The sequence below is a fragment of the Shimia thalassica genome, assembly GCF_001458215.1.
Classification (GTDB): domain Bacteria; phylum Pseudomonadota; class Alphaproteobacteria; order Rhodobacterales; family Rhodobacteraceae; genus Shimia; species Shimia thalassica.
Map to the genome: position 1 here is coordinate 1020969 of NZ_CYTW01000001.1, position 19760 is coordinate 1040728.

The window sequence follows — 19760 nt, forward strand, 5'->3', positions numbered from 1 at the left end:
AGCCAATTTTTTAAGGTCATATTTTTGGAGGAATACAATGCCTGCCGGATCAATCAATCAAACACCTATTGCCGAAGACGATCTTTATGGGGCTTCCAGCCGGATACTTTTTGTCTCCGATAGTGGCGCGGGTCGAGGGATCGCGCGAGCTTTGCGCGCCGACGGATATGACGTGGACGGCGCCATTGACGACTTTGCCAGCGGATCGAACCCGGCTTTGTTGCAGGACCTCTCCGACTATGGAGCCATATTCTGGAGCGCATCTGGCAATTCATCTGGAGATAGGCACACCGATTCTGCCGTATTTGACAACCTAACCAACTTTGTCACGAACGGAGGGCGTGTTTTTGTGACGGGCTATGACTCTGTGGCAAGTCCAGGCGATCCGCAATTGATAGCATTCCTCGGAGGTACGCGCAGCAGTGATTATGGCCATCCTGGCCTCATTTCCGGGGAGGGCAACAGCCTGACAACGGGCGTAGTAGACATCACGGCAATTCAGCCGTCCGGATACTTCTATGATCTTGATACGTTGTACGTTGACGCAACTTTGGGCACCGAGATTGTTGTACCCAGCAGCTATGGTGGAACGGGGGCCTCTTGGAGTTTGCGCACGCTGGGAGAAGGCGAAATCGCCTATGTGTCGAACGGCAGCTACGGCAGTACTGGAGGCCACCCTAGTTGGGAAAACATGTCGGACGGGGGCGCAGGAGTCTACAATGCCGCTATTCGAAATTTTGCTAATGCGGCGGGTCAAAGTTTGCTGGTGAGCGCAAACCATGTGGGTACGATAGACGTTGCTGAATTGCTTGAAAACGACAGTGATCCCGATGATGAGCCCGTGACGGTAACGGGTGTATCTGCCACAAGCGCACTGGGTGCGGCGATCACGTTGAACACAGATGGTACAATTACATATGACCCATCGGGGGTTGCGTTGATCCAAGCGCTAGATGAAGCCGACCGTGAAGAAGACAGTTTTACCTACACGATCAGCGACGGGTTTGGTGGAACTGATACCGCCACAGTGTCGCTGCGTGTGAACGGGGTGGACGATGTGCCTGTGCTAACGGGGGCGATTGACCCGCTGAGTGCTTTTGTCGAAGAGGATTTTGCGTTTCAGGTTCCACGCGATTTGTTCACAGATTTGTCGGGCGGATCCATCACCTATGACATTCAGATGGCGGATGGATCGGATCTTCCGGATTGGCTTGTTTTTGACGAGTCCTCGCGCACGATGAGCTTTGAAGCGAACGCCCCTCTTGATGCACGAGGCGCGTTTGACATGCGCGTTACCGGGACGGAAGTCGACGGTCAGGCCTCGGACACCGACTTTACGCTGACGCTGGTGGGCGGGGAGCTTTTTGAAGGTACTGATGGAGATGATGCCCTGTCCGGGTTTGCCGGACCTGATACCCTTTGGGGATTTGATGGGGCGGACACGATTTCGGGCGACGGGCGCGCCGATGATATTAACGGTGGTCTGGGCACAGACAGCCTGGATGGCGGCGAGGGCAATGACACCATCGCAGGAGGGGCGGGCGACGATACCGCAACCGGTGGCGCGGGGCATGACGATATGTTCGGCGGCGACGGTGCCGATGACCTGAACGGAGAGGACGGCGACGATTACATCTTTGGTCTGGCTGGTGCCGATTTGATCCTTGGCGGAGAGGGGCGTGATACGCTTGGTGGCGGCGATGATGACGATGAACTGCACGGCGAAGCAGGCGCAGACCGCATCGGTGGCGGCAACGGGAACGACGTGATCTTTGGCGATGAGGACAATGGTGGGTCTGGACGGGATACGTTGTACGGCGGCGAAGGCAATGACAGCCTGTATGGCGGTGGCGGGCACGATTTCCTGCATGGCAATGACGGTGATGACCTGCTGCGCGGCGGGTATGGAAATGACACACTGCGTGGTGGCGATGGTGACGACTTCCTGTTCGGGGGCTTGGGTCGTGACTCGGTAACGGGTGGGGCGGGCGCCGACTTTTTCTTCGTGTCAGATGAACCGGGCGATACGTTGCGCATTCGGGATTATTCCGCGGCCGAGGGAGACGCGGTTGTCTTTGATGGCACCCTTGTCAGTGCAGATGAATTCCATATGCGTTCTGACCGCAGCGTGATTATCGGCGCAGACGGCGAGACGGATGTGAACATCTACAACACGGTTCTGTATTGGAACGATCAGGCGGTTGTCTACTTTGACGGCCACGAAGGGTTGGACGAGGTTGTGTTGCGGTTGCCCACGCCGGATCAATCCGGAACCATTATCACGTTTGATCTTCTGGGCTGACCACTTCCAGGCTGATGATCCGTTCAAAAATACTCAACGTGCCCCGCAATTGCAGGGCACGTTTTTTGTCATGCCTTCAACAGTCGAAGCGCGTTGGCCACAACCGCCAGAGAGACACCGACATCTGCCGCAATGGCACCCCACATTGATGCCAGGCCCAACGCGGTAAGCCCCACAAAGATGGCCTTGGTAACAAGCGCAAAAACGATGTTCTGCCTGATCACGGACATGGTCCGGCGTGAGTGGTTGATCAGCCAAGGAATTTTGGAGATGTCATCACTCATCAGGGCAATATCCGCCGTTTCGATAGCAGCGTCCGACCCAATCGCGCCCATTGCGATGGCAAAATCTGCGCGGGCCATGGCCGGGGCGTCGTTCACGCCGTCCCCGATCATCGCAACCACGGGATAGGTTTCTGACAAAGCCTCGATTGCGTCCACCTTGTCTTGCGGAAGCAAACCGGCCCTTGTTTCATCTATGCCCACCTCTTTGGCTACTACACTTGCCGTTTTGGGATTGTCCCCCGTCAGCATCACGATTTTTGACAGACCCTGTTTGTGAAGCGCGCTGATCACGGCGTGTGCTTCGGGGCGAATGCGATCTCTGACTTCCAGCAACCCGAGCAAGGTCTCGCCCGTTCCGACTGCAACCAACGTGCTGCCTGCCTCTTCGATCTGGGCGAGCTGGGCCTCGGGTAGCACACAGTTTTTTCGGGCGGCCATACGGGCGGACCCTAACCAGACCTGTTCTCCACTAACGCTGCCTTCGATCCCCATTCCGGGAATGGACTGTGAGTTTTGCGCAGCCACAACGCCCTTTGCATCCGGATGTGCAAGGATGGCAAGGGCCAAGGGGTGGGACGAGTGCGCCTCAAGCGCAGCTGCGGTTGCAACCACTTCGCGGGCGGAGGCCTGTGACGGGAACACCTCTGCGACATGCGGTTTGCCTTCGGTCAATGTCCCTGTTTTGTCCATGGCAAGCGCTGCAAGGCGCGACGGAAGTTCAATATAGGCGCCGCCTTTGACCAGCACCCCGTTTCGGGCCGCAGCAGCAAGTGCTGCAACAATGGAGACCGGCGTCGAAATCACAAGCGCACAGGGGCAGGCAATCACCAGCAAGACAAGTGCGTTGTAAAGCCATCCTGCCCAGTCCCCATCCATCAACAACGGCGGAAGCACCGCCAAGATGGCGGCCAATCCCATAACAACAGGGGTATAGATCCGCGCAAACCGCGTGACCCATTGTTCGACATTGGCGCGGCGCGCATGTGCCTCGTTTACCATGATCGTGATTTTCGCCAAAACCGTATCCGTCGCGAGGGCTGTCGCACGAACCGTCAATGTCCCGTCGCCATTAATAGTCCCGGCAAAAACGCCGTCTCCGGCCTCTTTGGGCACAAGGGCGCTTTCACCCGTGATGGGGGCCTGATCCACCGCGCCGCTGCCGTCTACGACCTCTCCATCCAGAGGGATACGATCCCCCGCTCGGACCACAAACCGATCCCCGATCTGCACCTCTGCTGCCAGCACTTCGATGTCTGACCCGTCTTTCTGGATTACCCGCGCGGTTGTAGGCGCCAGATCCAGAAGGGCAGAGACCGCATCGCGCGCCCGCCCGACACTCCAACTCTCAAGGGTCAGAGACAGCGTAAACAGAAATGCCACGGTCGCGGCCTCAAAGTACTCTCCCAATACAATCGCGCCCGCAATCGCGACCATCATCAACAGGTTCATATCCGGGGACAAACGCTTGAGTGCGTAAAGGGCTTTGGGCGCGATCTGCCAGACACCACACAAAGTGGCGAGCAAAAACGCGAGCACTTCGGGCATCGGCATCGGTACGTCGCCATGTCTCGCAAAAACATGCGCAAACCCTGCCGCGCCTGCTTCGACACCATGATATGCCAAACCTGCCCCCCAGAACGCGGCGGCAAGCATCGTTACATTTTTTTGTCGTTTGATCTGTGCCCGATGGTCGGCCTCGGCGGTTTGGGCATCCCAGGGTTTCGCGCGCATTCCGGTTTGCGCAACAAGGCGCAGGACCTCTTCATCCGGTACGGGTTGCGCGGTCTCCAAAACGGTCATGCGCGCGTTTAGGATATCAAAGGCAAGATGGGCTTCGCCTCCCAACGCGGGCCCCAGTGCCTTGTTCAGGATGGCAACCTCTTCGGCGCAATCCAAACCCGTGACCCGAAAACTGCGCCCCTTGTCGATCGACGCGTCTGCAGGGGGGGGAACTGCGCCACAGCACCCACCTGTGTCAGAAACAGATGAAGCGCAAGTCTGGATGGCAAGATCATGCGGCATGAGAAACTCCGAAAGTGTGATTCCTTGGCAGGTTACGACCTCTAGCCGCTAGAGCTTCAAGCGTGTTTTTCATGTTTATTGATTTGTTTGCAGGTGGCGCTTTGGGGTAAATCAAGAGCCATGGAAGGTTTAGATAAAATGCTCACAATTGGCGCACTGTCCCGCAAAACCGGCACCAAGGTGCAAACAATTCGATACTATGAACAGATTAACCTGCTGCCCGAACCAGAGCGCACGGCAGGAGGGCAGCGTCGCTATCGCAACACGGATCTCGACCGGCTGTCGTTTATCCGCCACGGGCGACAACTCGGATTTTCCCTTGAAGCGATCCGCGAGCTATTGACCTTGGCCGATCATCCCCAGCAGTCCTGCTCGCAAGCGGATTCCATCGCAAGACGGCAGCTGGAGCAGGTGCAGCAACGTCTCTTACGTCTCAAGGCGCTAGAGCAGGAACTCCAACGCATGATTTCCGAGTGCACTGGCGGTGACTCTGGCGATTGTCGCGTGCTGGAAGTGTTGCGGGATCATTCCGAATGCCTGACGGATCACAACAATATCGGGGAATGAACCTGTCCAAAACCGAGGCGGGTGGTCTGGAAACGTCATAAATGCGTCGCCGGCCTTGTTTATTTTGTGATGTGTTCCGGTGTTTCCTGCAAAGGAACAGGGCCGTGTCATGGCCTCTAAACGGCAAACGGCGCGATGGGGCGAGAAGATGCAAAACAAACTGCTGCTGATAATTCTGGACGGCGTCCCGTTGAAAAACTGGGACCTGTTTGGCAATCTCGAAGGGTGGGTTGACGCCGGCGAAGCCCGAAAATGGCGCATGCGCTCTGTTTTGCCTTCCACGTCGGCAAGCTGTTACGCGTCAATTCACACAGGGGTTGCTCCGGCCATTCACGGGGTCACGGGCAATGACAATACCTTCAAGGTCCAACAACCGGATATTTTCGGGCAGGTGCGGGCCTCTGGCGGCGTCACAGGCGCCGTAACCCATTCCTACTGGTCAGAGTTCTTCAACAGGGCCCCGTTCGACCCTGTGCGCGATCTGGAATACGACGAACCGGACAGCGCTTCGATCAATCACGGTCGGTTTCACTCGATGACGGGCTACGGCATGATAAACCAGATGACGCCCTCGGATGCCGACCTGTTCGCAACGCTCACAATGCTGACCGAACGGTTTGACCTGAACTATGGCATTTTGCACACCTGCACGCTGGACTCATTGGGCCACCGTTTCCGGCATGATTGCTATGAAATGGACAATGCGATTTTCCATCTGGACGAAAAGCTCGCTCAATATCTGATCCGGTGGCGTGCCGCGGGATACGAGGTGATTGTCACGGCCGATCATGGCCAAAACGACCGGGGACACCATGGCGGGCGCAGCCCCGAACAACAGGATTTCGCGCTCTATTACTTCGGTTCCGCTGAAGGCGTCGCCATCGAGACCCTTCTGGATCAACGACAACTCGCCCCAACTGTCCTGACGCGCTTGGGGTCAAAGGTTCCTGACACAATGAAACATGAAAGCTTCCTCGCCGCGCCGTAACCTTCTTCTGGCCCCAAATATCCCGGAGCGCGAGGCAGAGCCTCGCATCTGCGCCAATGGTCTCGACTAAAGTAAAACGGCCCGGGGCATCTCTGCCCCGGGCCGTATCCGTGTCAGATCTTGTCACCCCTTAGAAGTAGCGCAACCAAAGATAGACGTTTGAGATCGCAAGGGTCAGGATCATGATCGGAAAGGCGATTTTCATGAAGGTCATGAAGGGGATCGGCTGTTTTGCCTTTTCCGCAAAGGCCGCGACCGTCAGGTTGGCCGACGCGCCCAGCAAAGTGCCGTTGCCGCCCAGACAGGCCCCCAATGCCAAGGACCACCACAAAGGTTCGATCGCATCTGGTCCGCCAAAGGTATCCGCCGTCGATTCAATCAAAGGGATCATCGTGGCAACAAAGGGGATGTTGTCGAGGATAGCCGAGAGAATGCCGGAAGCCCAGAAAATGAAGAACGATGTTTTCATCAAATCGCCTTCGGTGAACTCGAGAACCTTTTGGCCAAAGTATTCAAGCAAGCCAACATGCTCGACCCCTGCAACAATGACAAACAGTCCGCCAAAGAAGAAGATCGTGATCCATTCCACTTCACCAAAAATATGGTGGATGGACTCGGATTGTTCCTCTCCGTGCTGATGGCCATAGGCCAAAAGCATCAGCAACGCGGCCCCCGCCAGAGCAGACGTCCCCGGCTGTACGCCATACCCATGGCCCAGTGTGAATCCGGTCAGCACAAGGGCGAGAACTCCCAAAGATTTATACATCAGGCCGAAATCGGTGATGGCTTCGGATTCGTCGAACTTCATGATGCGGGCGCTGGCTTCTGGTGGAATGGTCGAAAGCTCTTTGCGGTTCATCAGGTAAATGATGGCGGTCAGCACAACCAGACAAATGGCTGAAATCGGCGCAAGGTTTATCAAAAAGTCGTTAAAGCTGAGGTTCGCCGCAGAGCCAATGATGATGTTTGGCGGATCGCCGATCAATGTGGCTGTCCCGCCGACGTTCGAAGCCAGGATTTCCGCAAGAAAGAACGGAAACACCCGCACGCCAAGCGCATCGGTGATCAAAAGCGTGATCGGCGCAATCAGGAGAACCGTCGTCACGTTGTCGAGCAGCGCCGAGAAGACGGCGGTGATCAGCGTCAGCATGATGAGAATGCCCGTGGGATTGGCCTTGACCACCTTGGCGGCCTTAATCGCCACATATTGGAAAAGTCCGCATTTCGATGTGATGCCGACAATCACCATCATGCCGATCAAAAGCGCGAGGGTGTTTGAATCGACGCCAGCAACGGCCTGTTCCTGATTGATAATCCCGAACAGCACCATCAGCGATGCGCCCAGCATCGCCAGAACAGCGCGGTTCAGTTTTTCGGTGATCAGTACGGCATATACGAGCAAAAGAATGCCTGTTGCGACCCAAAGTGGGTCAACGCCCAACAGGTCGGGGACGGAGAACGCAGCCTCTCCGTGGGAACTGGAATGTTCGGTCAAGTTTCTGGTCCGGTATGAAAGGAGGTTGGAGGATATTCGGGAGGAAAAGCAGGCGGCCTAGCTCAGGACGCTGTCCAAAAGGGAGTTGCTGCTTACAGTGCCGACAAATTTGCCCGTCTCGGGATCAACAAGGATCACGTGACGTTTGAACTTGTAGATCATGAAAACGCCTTCCATGACCGGCGTATGCGGTGCAGCCACTGGAATATTGGCCGGATTGGACAGGTTGTCCGAAACCTTTTCGTCCTTCAACAACGCAATCTGCGCATCAAAGTCCGACTTGGACAGGTTCATAAAGCTTAGCGTATCAATACCTGCCCGCATTGCATCCGAGTTCAGACCAATCGTAGCGGCACGGGGAAGGATCATTTTCATCAACGTCGGCGCCGTAAAGACCCCGACATATTTTCCGTTTTCATCCACAACAGGCAAGAAACGCGCCCGGCTGTGACGGATCAATTGAAAGGCTGTAGCAACACTTTCATCTGGATGGATAGTGCGCTGGTTCTCGACCGGAACCATCACATCAAAACAAGTTAAACCCATTTAGCGACCTCAAGAAGTTGGCGGCGGGAAACCCACCGATCGCCTGTCCTGTTTTCTCCTCCGACGCGCCTCCCTGCGCGACAAAACGGAACAGACACCTTGAAAGGAGCACGTCCACTCCCTAAAAGACGCGCGCTTCATTCCACAGTTCCCAAGACTTGGCCAGAAAAAAGATGTGGCCGTGCACGGCTTTTTGGCACCGGAAAGGGGCGCGAAAAAAGAAGCATTTTTCGCACATATATTCCTGAATATGCTGGATTTATTGGTCTTTGCGCCGTTTCAACACAAGAACCGCCTCTACGGGGAAGGGGCGATAGGAAGCATCGCGACTATCGGCCATGACCGACAAGCAAGGGTTCCGGAAAGCAAAACCGCCGAAACATCCTGTGTTCCGGCGGTTTTTGATCATTTGAACTAGACGACAGACAGGGAAACCGGTTTGTCCGTTTTGTACGCCATTTTGGAGTGCCTCAGGATGAGAACTGCTGGGTTTTGTACATTCTGCGTCGCAACTGTTTCGGGCAAGGTTTCCACAGTTGAGAGGATTTGCCGCTCTTGTGGGGTGCTGACCTGCTCGACGATTTCTATCGGAAGGGTTCCGGGTACACCATTCGACAACAGGTTGTCTTTGATGGTCTGTGCCTGTTGCACCGCCATGTAAAACACCATCGTTGTGCCGGGGTGGGCCATTTCCGACCAGTCCGGCGCGGGGTCACCCGGTTTGCACATTCCGGTGGCCAGAACAAGCCGGTCGGTCTCGCCGCGTTCGGTCAGGGCCCGTCCAAGCGAAGCCGCGGCGCCGCTTGCGGCGGTGACACCCGGCACCAACTCTACCGGGATGCCGACAGAGCGCGCGGCTTCCATCTCTTCTGTGGCGCGGCCGAACACTGCGGGATCGCCGGATTTGAGACGCACCACGTTTTGCCCGCGCTTTGCGGCATTGATAATCACGTCGTTGATGCGGTCCTGAGGCCAGGAATGCGCACCAACAGATTTGCCCACATAGACACGTTCCGCATCGCGACGGGCCAGTTCCAGAACATCCGGATCGACCAGACGGTCATAGAAAATGATGTCGGCTTCCTGCAACCGTTCCACGGCACGCAGTGTCAAAAGATCACGGGCGCCGGGACCCGCCCCGACCAAAGAGATGTGCCCGACCGTTTTGTGTTCCAGATCAAGACCTTGAATGCGTGTTTTCAACATGTCGGTGGCCTTGCGTTCTGATCCAGACCGGAAAACCCGCCATTCCGCGCCCGAGAACACGTCTTTCCAGAACCGAAGGCGTGCCTGACCCGCAGGGATACGTGCGGCAACCGAGTCGCGCATCCGCCCTGCCAGCGCCGCGAAACGCCCCAAAGACGGATCAAGCATCTGCTCGATTTCGGTCCGGATCCGCCGCGCGAGAACAGGGGCTGCGCCCTCGGTACCAATCGCGACAACCACCGGATCGCGGTCCACAATTGAGGGCGTGGTGATGTCGCAAAGGTCAGGTTGATCAACAACATTGACCGTTGCGCCAGCGCGTTTCGCCAACACATGCAGTTTTTGGTCCTGAGGCTCGTCACCTGTCGCCAGAAACACCATCGCAGTATTTGCGAAATGGGCCTCGGTTATGGGCGACGCGTCATGCGAAATCCGGCCTTTGTCCTTCAGCGCTTGCAATTCAGGCTCGAGTGTTTTGGCCAGAACAACAATGTCAGCCGACGTTTTCAGCATCAGCCGACATTTTTGCGCGGCTGTCTCGCCTCCTCCGGCGATGACAACACGCTTGTCGCGCAACTTGATGAACATTGGAAACGCGTCCATGTGTGCGCCCTCCTTCTTGGGTTATTCCGCCGCGAGACGGGTGCGGCCATTGACCAGCAAAGCGGCCAGTTCCGGTCGGCAGGACCCGCAGTTTGATCCGGCTTCCAGCGCGATACCAATCTGGTCCACGGAAATCAGGTCTTTTTGCACGATCGCGTCGATAATGGTGTTCACACCCACGTTGAAACAGGCACAGACAATGGCACCGGGGTCGGGTTGATCCGCGCCCGGGCGTCCTGCAAGTATCGAAGAGGACGTTTCGTCGCCCATGCGGCCCGCGGCCCAGCTGCGCGATACTGATACCGGCTCTGGTGAACAGAAGAGAGCCGCAATCACACATCCGTTTTCATGGAAGGCAATTCTGACAACACCACGTTCCGCGTCAATCACACTTGTGATTTCTGCGTCCTGAAGATCGAATAGATCACGTGCATAGGCCTGCCAGTCTTGCGGAGCATCCATACCTGCAAGCTCTGCTCTCCAGCCGCGCGAATGGCGTGCGGTTGCCCAATAGCTGGCATTCGGGGTCAGCCCTTTTTGAGAGACCGCAAAACCGTACCATGCGGGTGACATCGGGCTTACCGTGACGCGGGCGGCCTTTGAATCCGGCTGTCCTGACACGGGGTCGGTGACAGAAGGCACAACGGTGCTGATCCGGCCATCGCTGGCATATTCCGATGTCCAGTGAATGGGGGCAAACGGCACACCCTTTTGAACACGGTCGGTGATCAGCGCACGCAGCACGGCTTCTCCCTCGGCGGATTGGACCCGCACGAGATCGGCATCGCGGATACCGTTGTTCTTGGCGTCGTCCGGATGAATTTCCAGATAGGGTTCGGCCATGTGGGTGGACAATCGCGGAGACTTTGCCGTGCGGGTCATCGTATGCCACTGGTCGCGGATGCGTCCTGTGTTCAACCGCAGAGTTTCGCCGTACGCTTTGGTGGTCGCGTTCTGGTGAACGGCCAGCATTCTGCCACGTGAGGACGGTGTAAAGAACTGACCGTCCGCGAACATGCGCTGGCTGCCTTTGGGGGCGTTTGCCGTAATCGGCCAACGGGTCGGCTCCAAGGCTTCGAATTCCGCATCGCTCAACGATTGCAATCCTGAGATATCGAAATCCCGGTTCAGCGCCGAGGCCAGACCGGACAGTTCGGCATACTCGCGGAAAATATCTGCAGGTGCGGAATAAGCGAAGGCATCAGCCCATCCCATCCGGCGGCCAACATCGCTCATGATGTCCCAATCATGACGGGCCTGTCCGGCAGGCGGCAGGATTGCGCGTTGGCGTGAAATCATACGCTCGGAGTTTGTGACAGTTCCGTCCTTTTCACCCCAACCTGTCGCAGGCAGAACAACATCCGCAATCTTTGCGGTGTCCGTGTCTGCCGACAAATCCGAGACCACGACAAAGTCACAGCCTTCAATCGCCGCTTTGACCTTGTCTGCGTCGGGCAAGGACACAACGGGGTTGGTGCACATGATCCAAAGGGCTTTGATCTCTCCGCGACCAACGGCCTCGAACAAATCCACGGCCTTGAGACCGGCCTGTTCGGGCATCGTCGGAGATTTCCAGAATCCCTGCACTACGTCGCGGTGGGTTTCGTTTTCGATATCCAGATGACAGGCGAGCATATTGGCCAGACCGCCGACTTCGCGTCCGCCCATGGCGTTGGGCTGGCCCGTAACCGAAAAGGGTCCGCAGCCGGGTTTGCCGATGCGGCCGGTGGCGAGGTGGCAGTTCAGGATCGCGTTGACCTTGTCGGTGCCTTGTTGCGACTGGTTTACGCCTTGGGAAAAGACGGTGACGGTCTTTTCGGTGCCAATCCACCAGTTCAGGAACGTTGTCAGGTCATGATGGTTTAGCCCTGTTGCAGAAGCGTCTTCGCCCGAAGCCGCGTTCAGGGCGTCTTCAAAGCCTTCGACGTGGGCGCCGACAAATGCGCTGTCGACACAGCCCTGTTGATGGATTTCCGACAACAGGCGGTTGAACAAGGCAACGTCTGATCCCGGTGCGAGAGGCAGGTGTAGGTCCGCAATATCGCAGGTCGCGGTGCGGCGCGGATCAATATTGACGACCTTCATCTGGGGACGTGCCTTCTTGGCGGCCACGATGCGTTGGTACAAAACCGGATGGCACCACGCGAGGTTCGATCCAACCAGAACAATCAGGTCAGCCTCTTCCAGATCCTCGTACACACCGGGCACGGTGTCGGTGCCAAAGGCGCGTTTGTGGCCCGCGACGGTCGATGCCATGCACAGGCGGGAATTGGTGTCGATGTTGGCCGACCCGATATAGCCTTTCATCAACTTGTTCGCGACATAGTAGTCTTCGGTCAGCAATTGACCCGAGACATAGAACGCGACGCTGTCGGGGCCGTGTTCCGCGATCGTCTGGCTGAAACGGTCTGCAACCAGATCAAGAGCTTCATCCCAACCCGCGCTGCGGGTGCCGATCTGCGGGGCGAGAAGACGACCTTCGGGATCGAAGGTCTCGCCGAGCGCCGACCCTTTGGAACATAAACGCCCCAGATTGGCAGGGTGGGTCGGATGGCCCTTGATCTTGACTGTTCCGGCGTCGTCCACATTGGCCAAAACGCCACAGCCTACTCCGCAATAGGGGCAGGTGGTGCAGATTGTTTTCATGCCGAGGCCCGCAGTTCACCCAAAACGTCGCGGGTCAAAAGAACTCGCCCGTTCTCGATCCGGGTTTCCCAAACACGCAGGCTGCCTTCGTCGGCGCCCTGTGCCTCTCCGGTTTCCAGATCAAAGACCCAGTTGTACATGGGGTCTGTCACACATTGTCCGTGCTGAATGCCGTTGGACAACGGGCCGGCCTTGCCGGGCAACCATTCGTCAACGGCAAAGACCGCGTCGGTTGCTGTGCGAAATACGGCGATTTCCCCCTCGGGGGCCCGCACAAGGCGGGCTCCGCGTGGAGGGATGTCATTCAGGGCACCTATATCAATGAACTGGCTCATAGCTGGTTCCTTTCCTGCTTCACTCTGCTGCCATGCGCTGATCTGTGAGATCGGCGAGGGGCTTGAACTCGTGGCTGTCGACACCTTTGCGGGCGCGTTCGGCCCAGGGGTCTACCTGGAAGAACTTCTGCGAGAAGTGGAACCGGTCGGCCAGCGCCTTGCGGTTCTCGGCATCTTCAACGATCTGTTCCTTGACCCAGTCGAGTCCGACTTTCTTGATCCACTTGTAGGGACGGTGCAGATATTGAGCGCCCTCACGATACAGTTGATAGAAAGCACAGGAGTATTCGATGGCTTCTTCTTCGGTCGCGACCTGCGCCAGCAGCTGCGCTTCGAGCAAATCGAGACCGGCCGCACCGCCCACCAGAATTTGATAGCCACTGTCGACGCAGATAATCCCGAGATCCTTACAGGTGGCCTCGGCACAGTTGCGGGGACAGCCGGTGACCGCCAGCTTGAATTTGTGCGGTGACCAGGCACCCCACATGGCTTCTTCGATCTTGATGCCCAAACCTGTGCTGTCTTGCGTGCCAAACCGGCAGTGGTCGGTGCCAACACAGGTTTTGACGGTGCGCAGACCTTTGGCATAGGCCTGACCAGACATCATGCCGGCCTCACCCAGATCGTACCAGATTGCAGGCAGGTCTTCTTTTTTCACGCCCAGCAAATCAATCCGCTGACCGCCGGTGACTTTGACGGTGGGGATATCATATTTGTCCGCAGCATCCGCAATGGCGCGCAGCTCGTCAGGGGTGGTGATCCCGCCCAGCATACGCGGCACAACCGAATAGGTGCCGTCTTTCTGAATGTTGGCGTGGACGCGTTCGTTGATGAAACGGCTTTTGCCGTCATCCGCATATTCGTCCGGCCATGAACATACCAAATAGTAGTTCAGGGCAGGGCGGCAGACATGGCACCCGTCAGGGGTGGACCAGTTCAACTCCTGCATCGCCTGCGGCATCGATTTCATCTCGCCTGCGACGATCAGCTTGCGTACCTCGTCGTGGCTGAGATCGGTGCATTTGCAAACGGTCTCTTTGGTTGGCATGGCAAATTCGTCGCCCAGAGTGACGGACAGAAGTTGTTCCACCAATCCGGAACAGCCACCGCAGGAGGAGGCTGCCTTGGATGTGGCCTTGACCGCATCCAGAGTGTGCGCGCCGCCTTCGATGGCAGCGACCACGTCACCTTTACATACGCCGTTGCAGCCGCAGATCTCTGCGTCAGCCGGTAAGGCTGCAACGGCCGCCATAGGGTCCACGGGGGACCCTCCCTGAAAGGCGGGGCCAAAGATCAGGGTGTCGCGCATTTCGGAAATGTCTTCGCCATCTTTGATCAGGCCAAAGAACCAGTTCCCGTCTGCCGTGTCGCCATACATGACGGCACCCACAAGTTTGTTGCCTTCCAGAACAAGGCGTTTGTAGACGCCCCGTGCCGGATCGCGGAATACAATGTCCTCGCGGCCTTCGCCCTCGGCAAAGTCACCCGCGCTGAACAGATCACAGCCGGTAACCTTGAGCTTGGTCGCAACTTCTTTGTTCACAAAGGTTGCAGCCTCGCCGATCAGGGTTTTGGCAACCACTTTGGCTTGGTCGTAGAGAGGGGCAACCAGACCAAAGATCGCGCCGGCATGTTCAACACATTCGCCAACAGCGACAATGCTTTCATCCGAGGTGACCATTTGGTCATTGACCAGAATGCCTTTGTCCGTTGTCAGGTCTGCGGCCTTGGCCAAGGCGACGTTTGGACGAATTCCAACCGCCATAACCAGTAGGTCACAGGGCAGTTCCGTGCCGTCGTCCAGCATCAGCGCTTTGACGTGGCCGTCTTCGCCAACGATTTCCTTGGAATTGGCCGAGCACATCACGGTGATGCCCTTGTCGACCAGTGCCTTGCGCAGCAGGTATCCTGCGGCCTCGTCCAGCTGGCGTTCCATGAGGTGACCCATGATATGCACCACGGTCACGTCAACGCCCCGGTTCTTGAGACCGGCGGCGGCCTCAAGCCCAAGAAGTCCGCCGCCGATCACCACAGCGCGAGCGCCGGGTTTGTCACCCAAGGCGACCATGCGATTGGTGTCTTCGAGATCGCGATACGCAATCACACCTTCAAGATCATGGCCAGGCAGGGGGATGATGAACGGGTTAGAGCCGGTGCCGAACATCAGTTTGTCGTAAGGAAGCACATCGCCGTTATCGGCGGTGACCGTTTTGTTGGCGCGATCAATCGAGACGATATGTTCGCCGAAACGGCAGGTCACGCCGTTTTCTTCATACCATTCCGCAGTGTGCGTGACGATTTCGTCAAACGTCTTGTCACCCGAAAGAACCGGAGACAGCATGATGCGGTTATAGTTTCCGCGGGGTTCGGCATTGAACAGCGTGACGTCATAGGCGTTAGGCGCTTGTTCAACGAGGTGCTCGAGGGCGCGGCCAGAGGCCATGCCTGCACCTATTATGATGAGTTTTTGGGTCATTGTTTACTCCGCTGCCATGGCTTTGGATGGTTTCGGCTTTGGCTTGGCGCCGTGTTCGTATTCCTCGAGGAAGTCGAGAACTTCTTGGCGGAATTCGTAATAGTCGGGGTGCGCCATAAGGGCCTTGCGAGTGCGGGGGCGTGGCAGGTCAACATCAACGATTTTGCCGATGGTGGCCTGTGGGCCGTTGGTCATCATGACCACGCGGTCGGCCAGAAGAATGGCTTCGTCCACATCGTGGGTGACGCAGATTGCGGTCACTTTTGTGCGGTCCCAGACTTCCATCAAAACTTCCTGCAGTTCCCAGCGTGTCAAACTGTCGAGCATGCCGAAAGGTTCATCCAGCAACAGCAGTTTGGGAGACAGGGCAAAGGCCCGTGCAATCCCGACACGTTGCTTCATGCCGTTTGACATCGAGTGTGCGGGACGATCCATGGCGTCTGCCAGCCCTACGCGTTCGAGATAGTATTCAACCACATCCTGACGTTCGCTCTGCGACGCCTTGGGATAGACCTTGTCCACACCGATCGCGACGTTTTCCTTGGCCGAAAGCCACGGGAACAGGTTGGGGGACTGGAACACAACGGCGCGCTCGGGGTCAGCCCCGACAACACCGCGACCATCCAGGTTGATAACGCCCTTGGAAATCTCGTTAAGACCGGCGGCCATCGTAAGAACCGTCGACTTGCCGCAGCCCGAGTGTCCGATCAGCGAGATGAACTCGCCCTTTTCCAGCTTCAGGTTGAAGTCTTCAACAACGGTAAGAGGCCCTTTGGGGGTCGGATAAATCTTATGCAGTTGCGAGAATTCCAGATACTTGTCGGTCCGTGTGCTCTCGGTGGCGCGCACGTCGGCTTGCGCCTTGGGAATGTTGTGGATGGCGGTGACGTTCGGAAGTTCCTTGGTCATGTCCATCTTGGCGTCGATGCCCACATCCATCAGGTACTTGGTGATGTCCGCGCGCAGCTTCTTGAAGCCGTCGTGGTGGTTCATCTCCATACGGTCCCGCGGACGAGGAATGGAGACCTTGAACTCTTCGCCCAGAGACCCATCGGGGTTCAGCGCGATGATGCGGTCGGCCAGAATGATGGCTTCGTCCACGTCATTGGTGATCAGAACACAGGTCTTTTTGTCCGCGTCCCAGATCGCCTCGATCTCGTCGGCAAGGTTGGCACGTGTCAGCGCATCCAGAGCCGAGAGCGGTTCATCCAGCAACAGCATTTCAGGGTTCATAGCAAGGGCACGGGCAACGTTCACCCGTTGGCGCATCCCGCCGGACAACTCTGCCGGACGACGGCTTGCGGCGTGGCCGAGGCCCACCATCTTGACGTATTTGTCGACAGTCGCGGCCTTTTCCTCTGCGGGCATTTTCGGAAACACTGAGTCTAGCGCCAGACGGACATTGCCGTTCACGGTAAGCCACGGCATCAGAGAGTAGCTTTGGAAAATCACGCCACGCTCGGGGCCGGGGCCGGTGATCGGCTTGCCCTTGAACGTGAGGGTGCCTTTCGAGGGAGATTCCAGGCCAGCCATCAGGTTGATCAGCGTGGTTTTTCCAGTGCCCGAGAAGCCAAGCAATACGAGGAATTCGCCTTCCTGAACTTCGAGGTCGATGTTTTTGAGGACCTCGGTGTGGGCTGTGCCCTCACCGAAACCTTTGCTGACATTTTCAAACTTCATAATGCTCATGGCGATCACCGGTTATTCGAGAAGGTGAACAGCGACTGGATGGCGTACATCAGGCGATCCAGCAGGAAGCCGATGATGCCGATGGTAAACACAGCCACCATGATTTTCGCGAGCGAGCTGGACGATCCGTTCTGGAATTCATCCCAGACAAATTTTCCAAGACCGGGGTTCTGGGCCAGCATTTCGGCGGCGATCAGAACCATCCAGCCAACACCCAGAGACAAACGCAGACCGGTAAAGATCAGGGGCAGGGCCGAGGGCAGGACCAGCTTGGTCACTTTGGTATAGGTGTTCATTTTCAGAACCTTGGACACGCTGACCAGATCCTTGTCGATGGATGCCACACCCAAAGCGGTGTTGATCAGGGTTGGCCACAGCGAACACAGGGTCACGGTGATGGCCGAGGTCAAAAAGGCCTTGGAGAACAAGCCGTCTTCGACGGTGTAGGTGGCAGAGACAACCATGGTGACGATGGGCAGCCATGCCAGAGGGGAAACTGGTTTGAAGATCTGGATCAGCGGGTTGATCGCGGCGTTGGCATAGGGGCTGAGACCGGCCATGATCCCAAGTGGGATGGCAATCGCCGATCCGATCAGAAAGCCAAAGAATACGGTCTTAATCGAGGTCCAGATTTGGGTGTAGTAGGACGGCGCGCCGGTATAGGCGATCTGTTTCACCTTCTCGGGCTGGCCTTTGTCGATGAATTTCTGGTTGCGCGCTTCGAGGCGGTCATAAAACTTGGCTTCTTTCGCGGCTTTGGCCTGCGAGTCCTCGTGGAGGTTGACCGCTTCGGTCCAGACCTCTTTGGGTCCGGGCACGGCGCCAAGGGATGTTTGTACTTTTGGAGCAAGCGTGCCCCAGGCAATCAGGAAGACACAAATCGCCAGAACGGGAACCCCCAGCAGGCGCCAGATTTCTTTCATCTGGGCGCGAGGGTTGTCACCAGCAATGGCTTTAAGAACGGGTGTGATGAAGCTGAGACCCAGAACCTGGAACCAGCCATCGGCTTTGTTGATACGTGTGAACAGGCGGGCGCGGCGGGCTTCGCGCTCTTCGTCTGCAAGGGCTTGGGGGTCAATCGCGGTCATGGATCGGATCCTCGGGTTGGGCTTGGGAAAACCTGGGCTTTATCCCGTCGGTTTATCGTCTGTTTTGCGGCGGATGGTGGGGATGGTAGTGCGGCGCTCGCTGCGGGCAGCATCGCCCCGCCCACCATCCCAAAGGGTGTGATTAGCCTTGGATTTCTGTTCCAACGACCTTTTGGTCGCCTTTCAGGCCGATCGGCAGGCTGTCCAGATATGCATTGGGTTTTTTGCCATCGTAGGGGATGCCATCAATGATATCTTCTGCAGGAGTGGCGGCTTTGTAGCCATCGCTGTCCCATGGGAAGTCAGCTTCGTTTGCAAGACCTTCTTCGACCAGAAGCTTTGCGGCTTCGAGATAGATTTCAGGTTTGTAAACCGACTTGGCCACTTCGTCATACCAGCTGTCAGGCTTGGCTTCGCCGATTTGACCCCAGCGACGCATCTGGGTCAGGTACCAAATGGCGTCAGAATAGAAGGGGTAAGTCGCGTTGTAACGGAAGAACACGTTAAAGTCGGGCACTTCGCGCTTGTCGCCTTTTTCGTACTCAAACGTACCTGTCATCGAGTTCGCGATCACATCATAGTCTGCACCCACATATTCAGGCTGCGACAGGATTTTCACGGCTTCGGGACGGTTGGCGTTGTCGTTTTCATCGAGCCAGATCGCTGCGCGGATAAGAGCTTTGACAACAGCTTTGGTGGTGTTCGGGTTTTCTTCGGCAAACTCGGCAGTGATGCCGAAAACTTTTTCCGGGTTGTTCTTCCAGAGTTCATAGTCGGTGACAACCGGAACGCCGATGCCTTTGAAAACAGCCTGCTGGTTCCATGGCTCGCCAACGCAGTAGCCATAGATTGTGCCAGCTTCCATTGTGGCAGGCATCTGTGGGGGAGGTGTCACAGACAACAGAACGTCGGCGCCGATTTGACCCGAGATGTTTTGTTCGCTGTAAAAGCCGGGCTCGAGGCCGCCAGCGGCCAGCCAGTAACGCAGTTCATAGTTGTGGGTCGAAACCGGGAAAACCATGCCCATGTTAAAGGGCTTGCCTTCGGATTTGTACTTTTCAACAACCGGAGCCAGTGACTTGGCCGAGATCGGGTGGATTGGCTTGCCCGCATCATCGTGTGGAATGTGAGGCTTCATCTCTTCCCAGATCGTGTTCGACACCGTGATCGCGTTGCCGTTCAGGTCCATCGAAAAGGGGGTGATGATGTGGGCTTTGGTTCCAAAGCCGATTGTTGCGGCCAGTGGTTGACCGGCCAGCATGTGCGCGCCGTCCAATTGACCGTCAATCACACCGTCCAGAAGAACTTTCCAGTTGGCTTGTGCTTCCAGTGTTACAAACAGGCCTTCGTCATCAAAGAAACCTTGTTCATAGGCCACTGCGAGTGGTGCCATGTCCGTCAGTTTGATGAAACCAAAGGTCAGTTCGTCTTTTTCCAGTTCCAGTTCGGCCATGGCCGGTGTGACCAGCATTGTGGTCGCTGCGAGAATGGATGCAATCCGTTTCATGTGTCT

Annotated in this window: 14 protein-coding genes; 4 read left to right on the forward strand and 10 right to left on the reverse strand. The window is 56.8% G+C overall.

Annotated elements, in window-relative coordinates:
• Positions 1-37 precede the first annotated feature (37 nt).
• Entirely contained in the window at positions 38-2302 is a 2265-nt protein-coding gene (locus PH7735_RS21135; protein ID WP_058310145.1) for a cadherin-like domain-containing protein, read from the forward strand.
• Between the two features lie 68 nt (positions 2303-2370).
• On the opposite strand, the gene PH7735_RS04765 is transcribed toward PH7735_RS21135, so the two are convergent.
• Positions 2371-4608 carry a heavy metal translocating P-type ATPase gene (locus PH7735_RS04765; RefSeq protein ID WP_058310146.1) on the reverse strand — a complete coding sequence of 746 codons (2238 nt, stop codon included), beginning with the start codon at positions 4606-4608 and terminating at the stop codon, positions 2371-2373.
• 138 nt (positions 4609-4746) lie between these two features.
• Between PH7735_RS04765 and PH7735_RS04770 the strand changes: the two genes are divergently transcribed.
• Positions 4747-5175 (forward strand): MerR family transcriptional regulator, encoded by a 429-nt coding sequence (locus PH7735_RS04770; protein ID WP_058311147.1) that lies wholly within the window; start codon positions 4747-4749, stop codon positions 5173-5175.
• A gap of 148 nt (positions 5176-5323) precedes the next feature.
• The gene (locus tag PH7735_RS04775; protein ID WP_058311148.1) at positions 5324-6163 is read left to right on the forward strand and encodes an alkaline phosphatase family protein; all 840 of its coding nucleotides are present in this window, start codon (positions 5324-5326) and stop codon (positions 6161-6163) included.
• 130 nt (positions 6164-6293) lie between these two features.
• Here the strand turns inward: PH7735_RS04775 and PH7735_RS04780 are convergent, their stop codons facing one another.
• Both PH7735_RS04780 and PH7735_RS04785 read right to left on the reverse strand, forming a co-directional pair.
• Positions 6294-7658 (reverse strand): ArsB/NhaD family transporter, encoded by a 1365-nt coding sequence (locus PH7735_RS04780; RefSeq protein WP_082645129.1) that lies wholly within the window; start codon positions 7656-7658, stop codon positions 6294-6296.
• Positions 7659-7715: 57 nt separating this feature from the next.
• A complete protein-coding gene (locus PH7735_RS04785) occupies positions 7716-8204 on the reverse strand; it encodes a CBS domain-containing protein (RefSeq protein WP_058310147.1) in 489 nt (162 codons plus the stop codon).
• A gap of 181 nt (positions 8205-8385) precedes the next feature.
• Between PH7735_RS04785 and PH7735_RS04790 the strand changes: the two genes are divergently transcribed.
• A complete protein-coding gene (locus tag PH7735_RS04790; protein WP_145865260.1) occupies positions 8386-8622 on the forward strand; it encodes a hypothetical protein in 237 nt (78 codons plus the stop codon).
• Here the strand turns inward: PH7735_RS04790 and cysG are convergent.
• The 7 genes from cysG to PH7735_RS04825 all read right to left on the reverse strand — a co-directional run bounded on the left by cysG (position 8619) and on the right by PH7735_RS04825 (position 19754).
• Positions 8619-10013 (reverse strand): siroheme synthase CysG, encoded by a 1395-nt coding sequence (gene cysG, locus PH7735_RS04795; RefSeq protein WP_058310149.1) that lies wholly within the window; start codon positions 10011-10013, stop codon positions 8619-8621. The two genes, PH7735_RS04790 and cysG, sit on opposite strands and share 4 nt — an antisense overlap.
• A gap of 21 nt (positions 10014-10034) precedes the next feature.
• On the reverse strand, positions 10035-12659 hold the full coding sequence (locus tag PH7735_RS04800; RefSeq protein WP_058310150.1) for a nitrate reductase: 2625 nt from the start codon (positions 12657-12659) through the stop codon (positions 10035-10037).
• The gene (gene nirD, locus PH7735_RS04805) at positions 12656-12994 is read right to left on the reverse strand and encodes a nitrite reductase small subunit NirD (RefSeq protein ID WP_058310151.1); all 339 of its coding nucleotides are present in this window, start codon (positions 12992-12994) and stop codon (positions 12656-12658) included. The genes PH7735_RS04800 and nirD overlap by 4 nt, the downstream gene beginning before the upstream one ends.
• Positions 12995-13013: 19 nt before the next feature.
• The gene (nirB, locus tag PH7735_RS04810; protein ID WP_058310152.1) at positions 13014-15470 is read right to left on the reverse strand and encodes a nitrite reductase large subunit NirB; all 2457 of its coding nucleotides are present in this window, start codon (positions 15468-15470) and stop codon (positions 13014-13016) included.
• Positions 15471-15473: 3 nt separating this feature from the next.
• Positions 15474-17159 carry an ABC transporter ATP-binding protein gene (locus PH7735_RS04815; protein WP_058311150.1) on the reverse strand — a complete coding sequence of 562 codons (1686 nt, stop codon included), beginning with the start codon at positions 17157-17159 and terminating at the stop codon, positions 15474-15476.
• A gap of 5 nt (positions 17160-17164) precedes the next feature.
• Positions 17165-18247, reverse strand: a complete 1083-nt coding sequence (locus PH7735_RS04820) for an ABC transporter permease (protein WP_058310153.1) — start codon at positions 18245-18247, stop codon at positions 17165-17167.
• A gap of 142 nt (positions 18248-18389) precedes the next feature.
• Positions 18390-19754, reverse strand: a complete 1365-nt coding sequence (locus PH7735_RS04825) for a CmpA/NrtA family ABC transporter substrate-binding protein (protein WP_058310154.1) — start codon at positions 19752-19754, stop codon at positions 18390-18392.
• Positions 19755-19760: the final 6 nt, after the last annotated feature.

Bases quoted from the DNA above. Each gene is read 5' to 3' on its own strand.
- PH7735_RS21135 (WP_058310145.1), top strand. From the start codon at position 38: ATGCCTGCCGGATCAATCAATCAAACACCTATTGCCGAAGACGATCTT.
- PH7735_RS04765 (WP_058310146.1), bottom strand. From the start codon at position 4,608: ATGCCGCATGATCTTGCCATCCAGACTTGCGCTTCATCTGTTTCTGAC.
- PH7735_RS04770 (WP_058311147.1), top strand. From the start codon at position 4,747: ATGCTCACAATTGGCGCACTGTCCCGCAAAACCGGCACCAAGGTGCAA.
- PH7735_RS04775 (WP_058311148.1), top strand. From the start codon at position 5,324: ATGCAAAACAAACTGCTGCTGATAATTCTGGACGGCGTCCCGTTGAAA.
- PH7735_RS04785 (WP_058310147.1), bottom strand. From the start codon at position 8,204: ATGGGTTTAACTTGTTTTGATGTGATGGTTCCGGTCGAGAACCAGCGC.
- cysG (WP_058310149.1), bottom strand. From the start codon at position 10,013: ATGGACGCGTTTCCAATGTTCATCAAGTTGCGCGACAAGCGTGTTGTC.
- PH7735_RS04800 (WP_058310150.1), bottom strand. From the start codon at position 12,659: ATGAAAACAATCTGCACCACCTGCCCCTATTGCGGAGTAGGCTGTGGC.
- nirD (WP_058310151.1), bottom strand. From the start codon at position 12,994: ATGAGCCAGTTCATTGATATAGGTGCCCTGAATGACATCCCTCCACGC.
- nirB (WP_058310152.1), bottom strand. From the start codon at position 15,470: ATGACCCAAAAACTCATCATAATAGGTGCAGGCATGGCCTCTGGCCGC.
- PH7735_RS04815 (WP_058311150.1), bottom strand. From the start codon at position 17,159: ATGAGCATTATGAAGTTTGAAAATGTCAGCAAAGGTTTCGGTGAGGGC.
- PH7735_RS04820 (WP_058310153.1), bottom strand. From the start codon at position 18,247: ATGACCGCGATTGACCCCCAAGCCCTTGCAGACGAAGAGCGCGAAGCC.
- PH7735_RS04825 (WP_058310154.1), bottom strand. From the start codon at position 19,754: ATGAAACGGATTGCATCCATTCTCGCAGCGACCACAATGCTGGTCACA.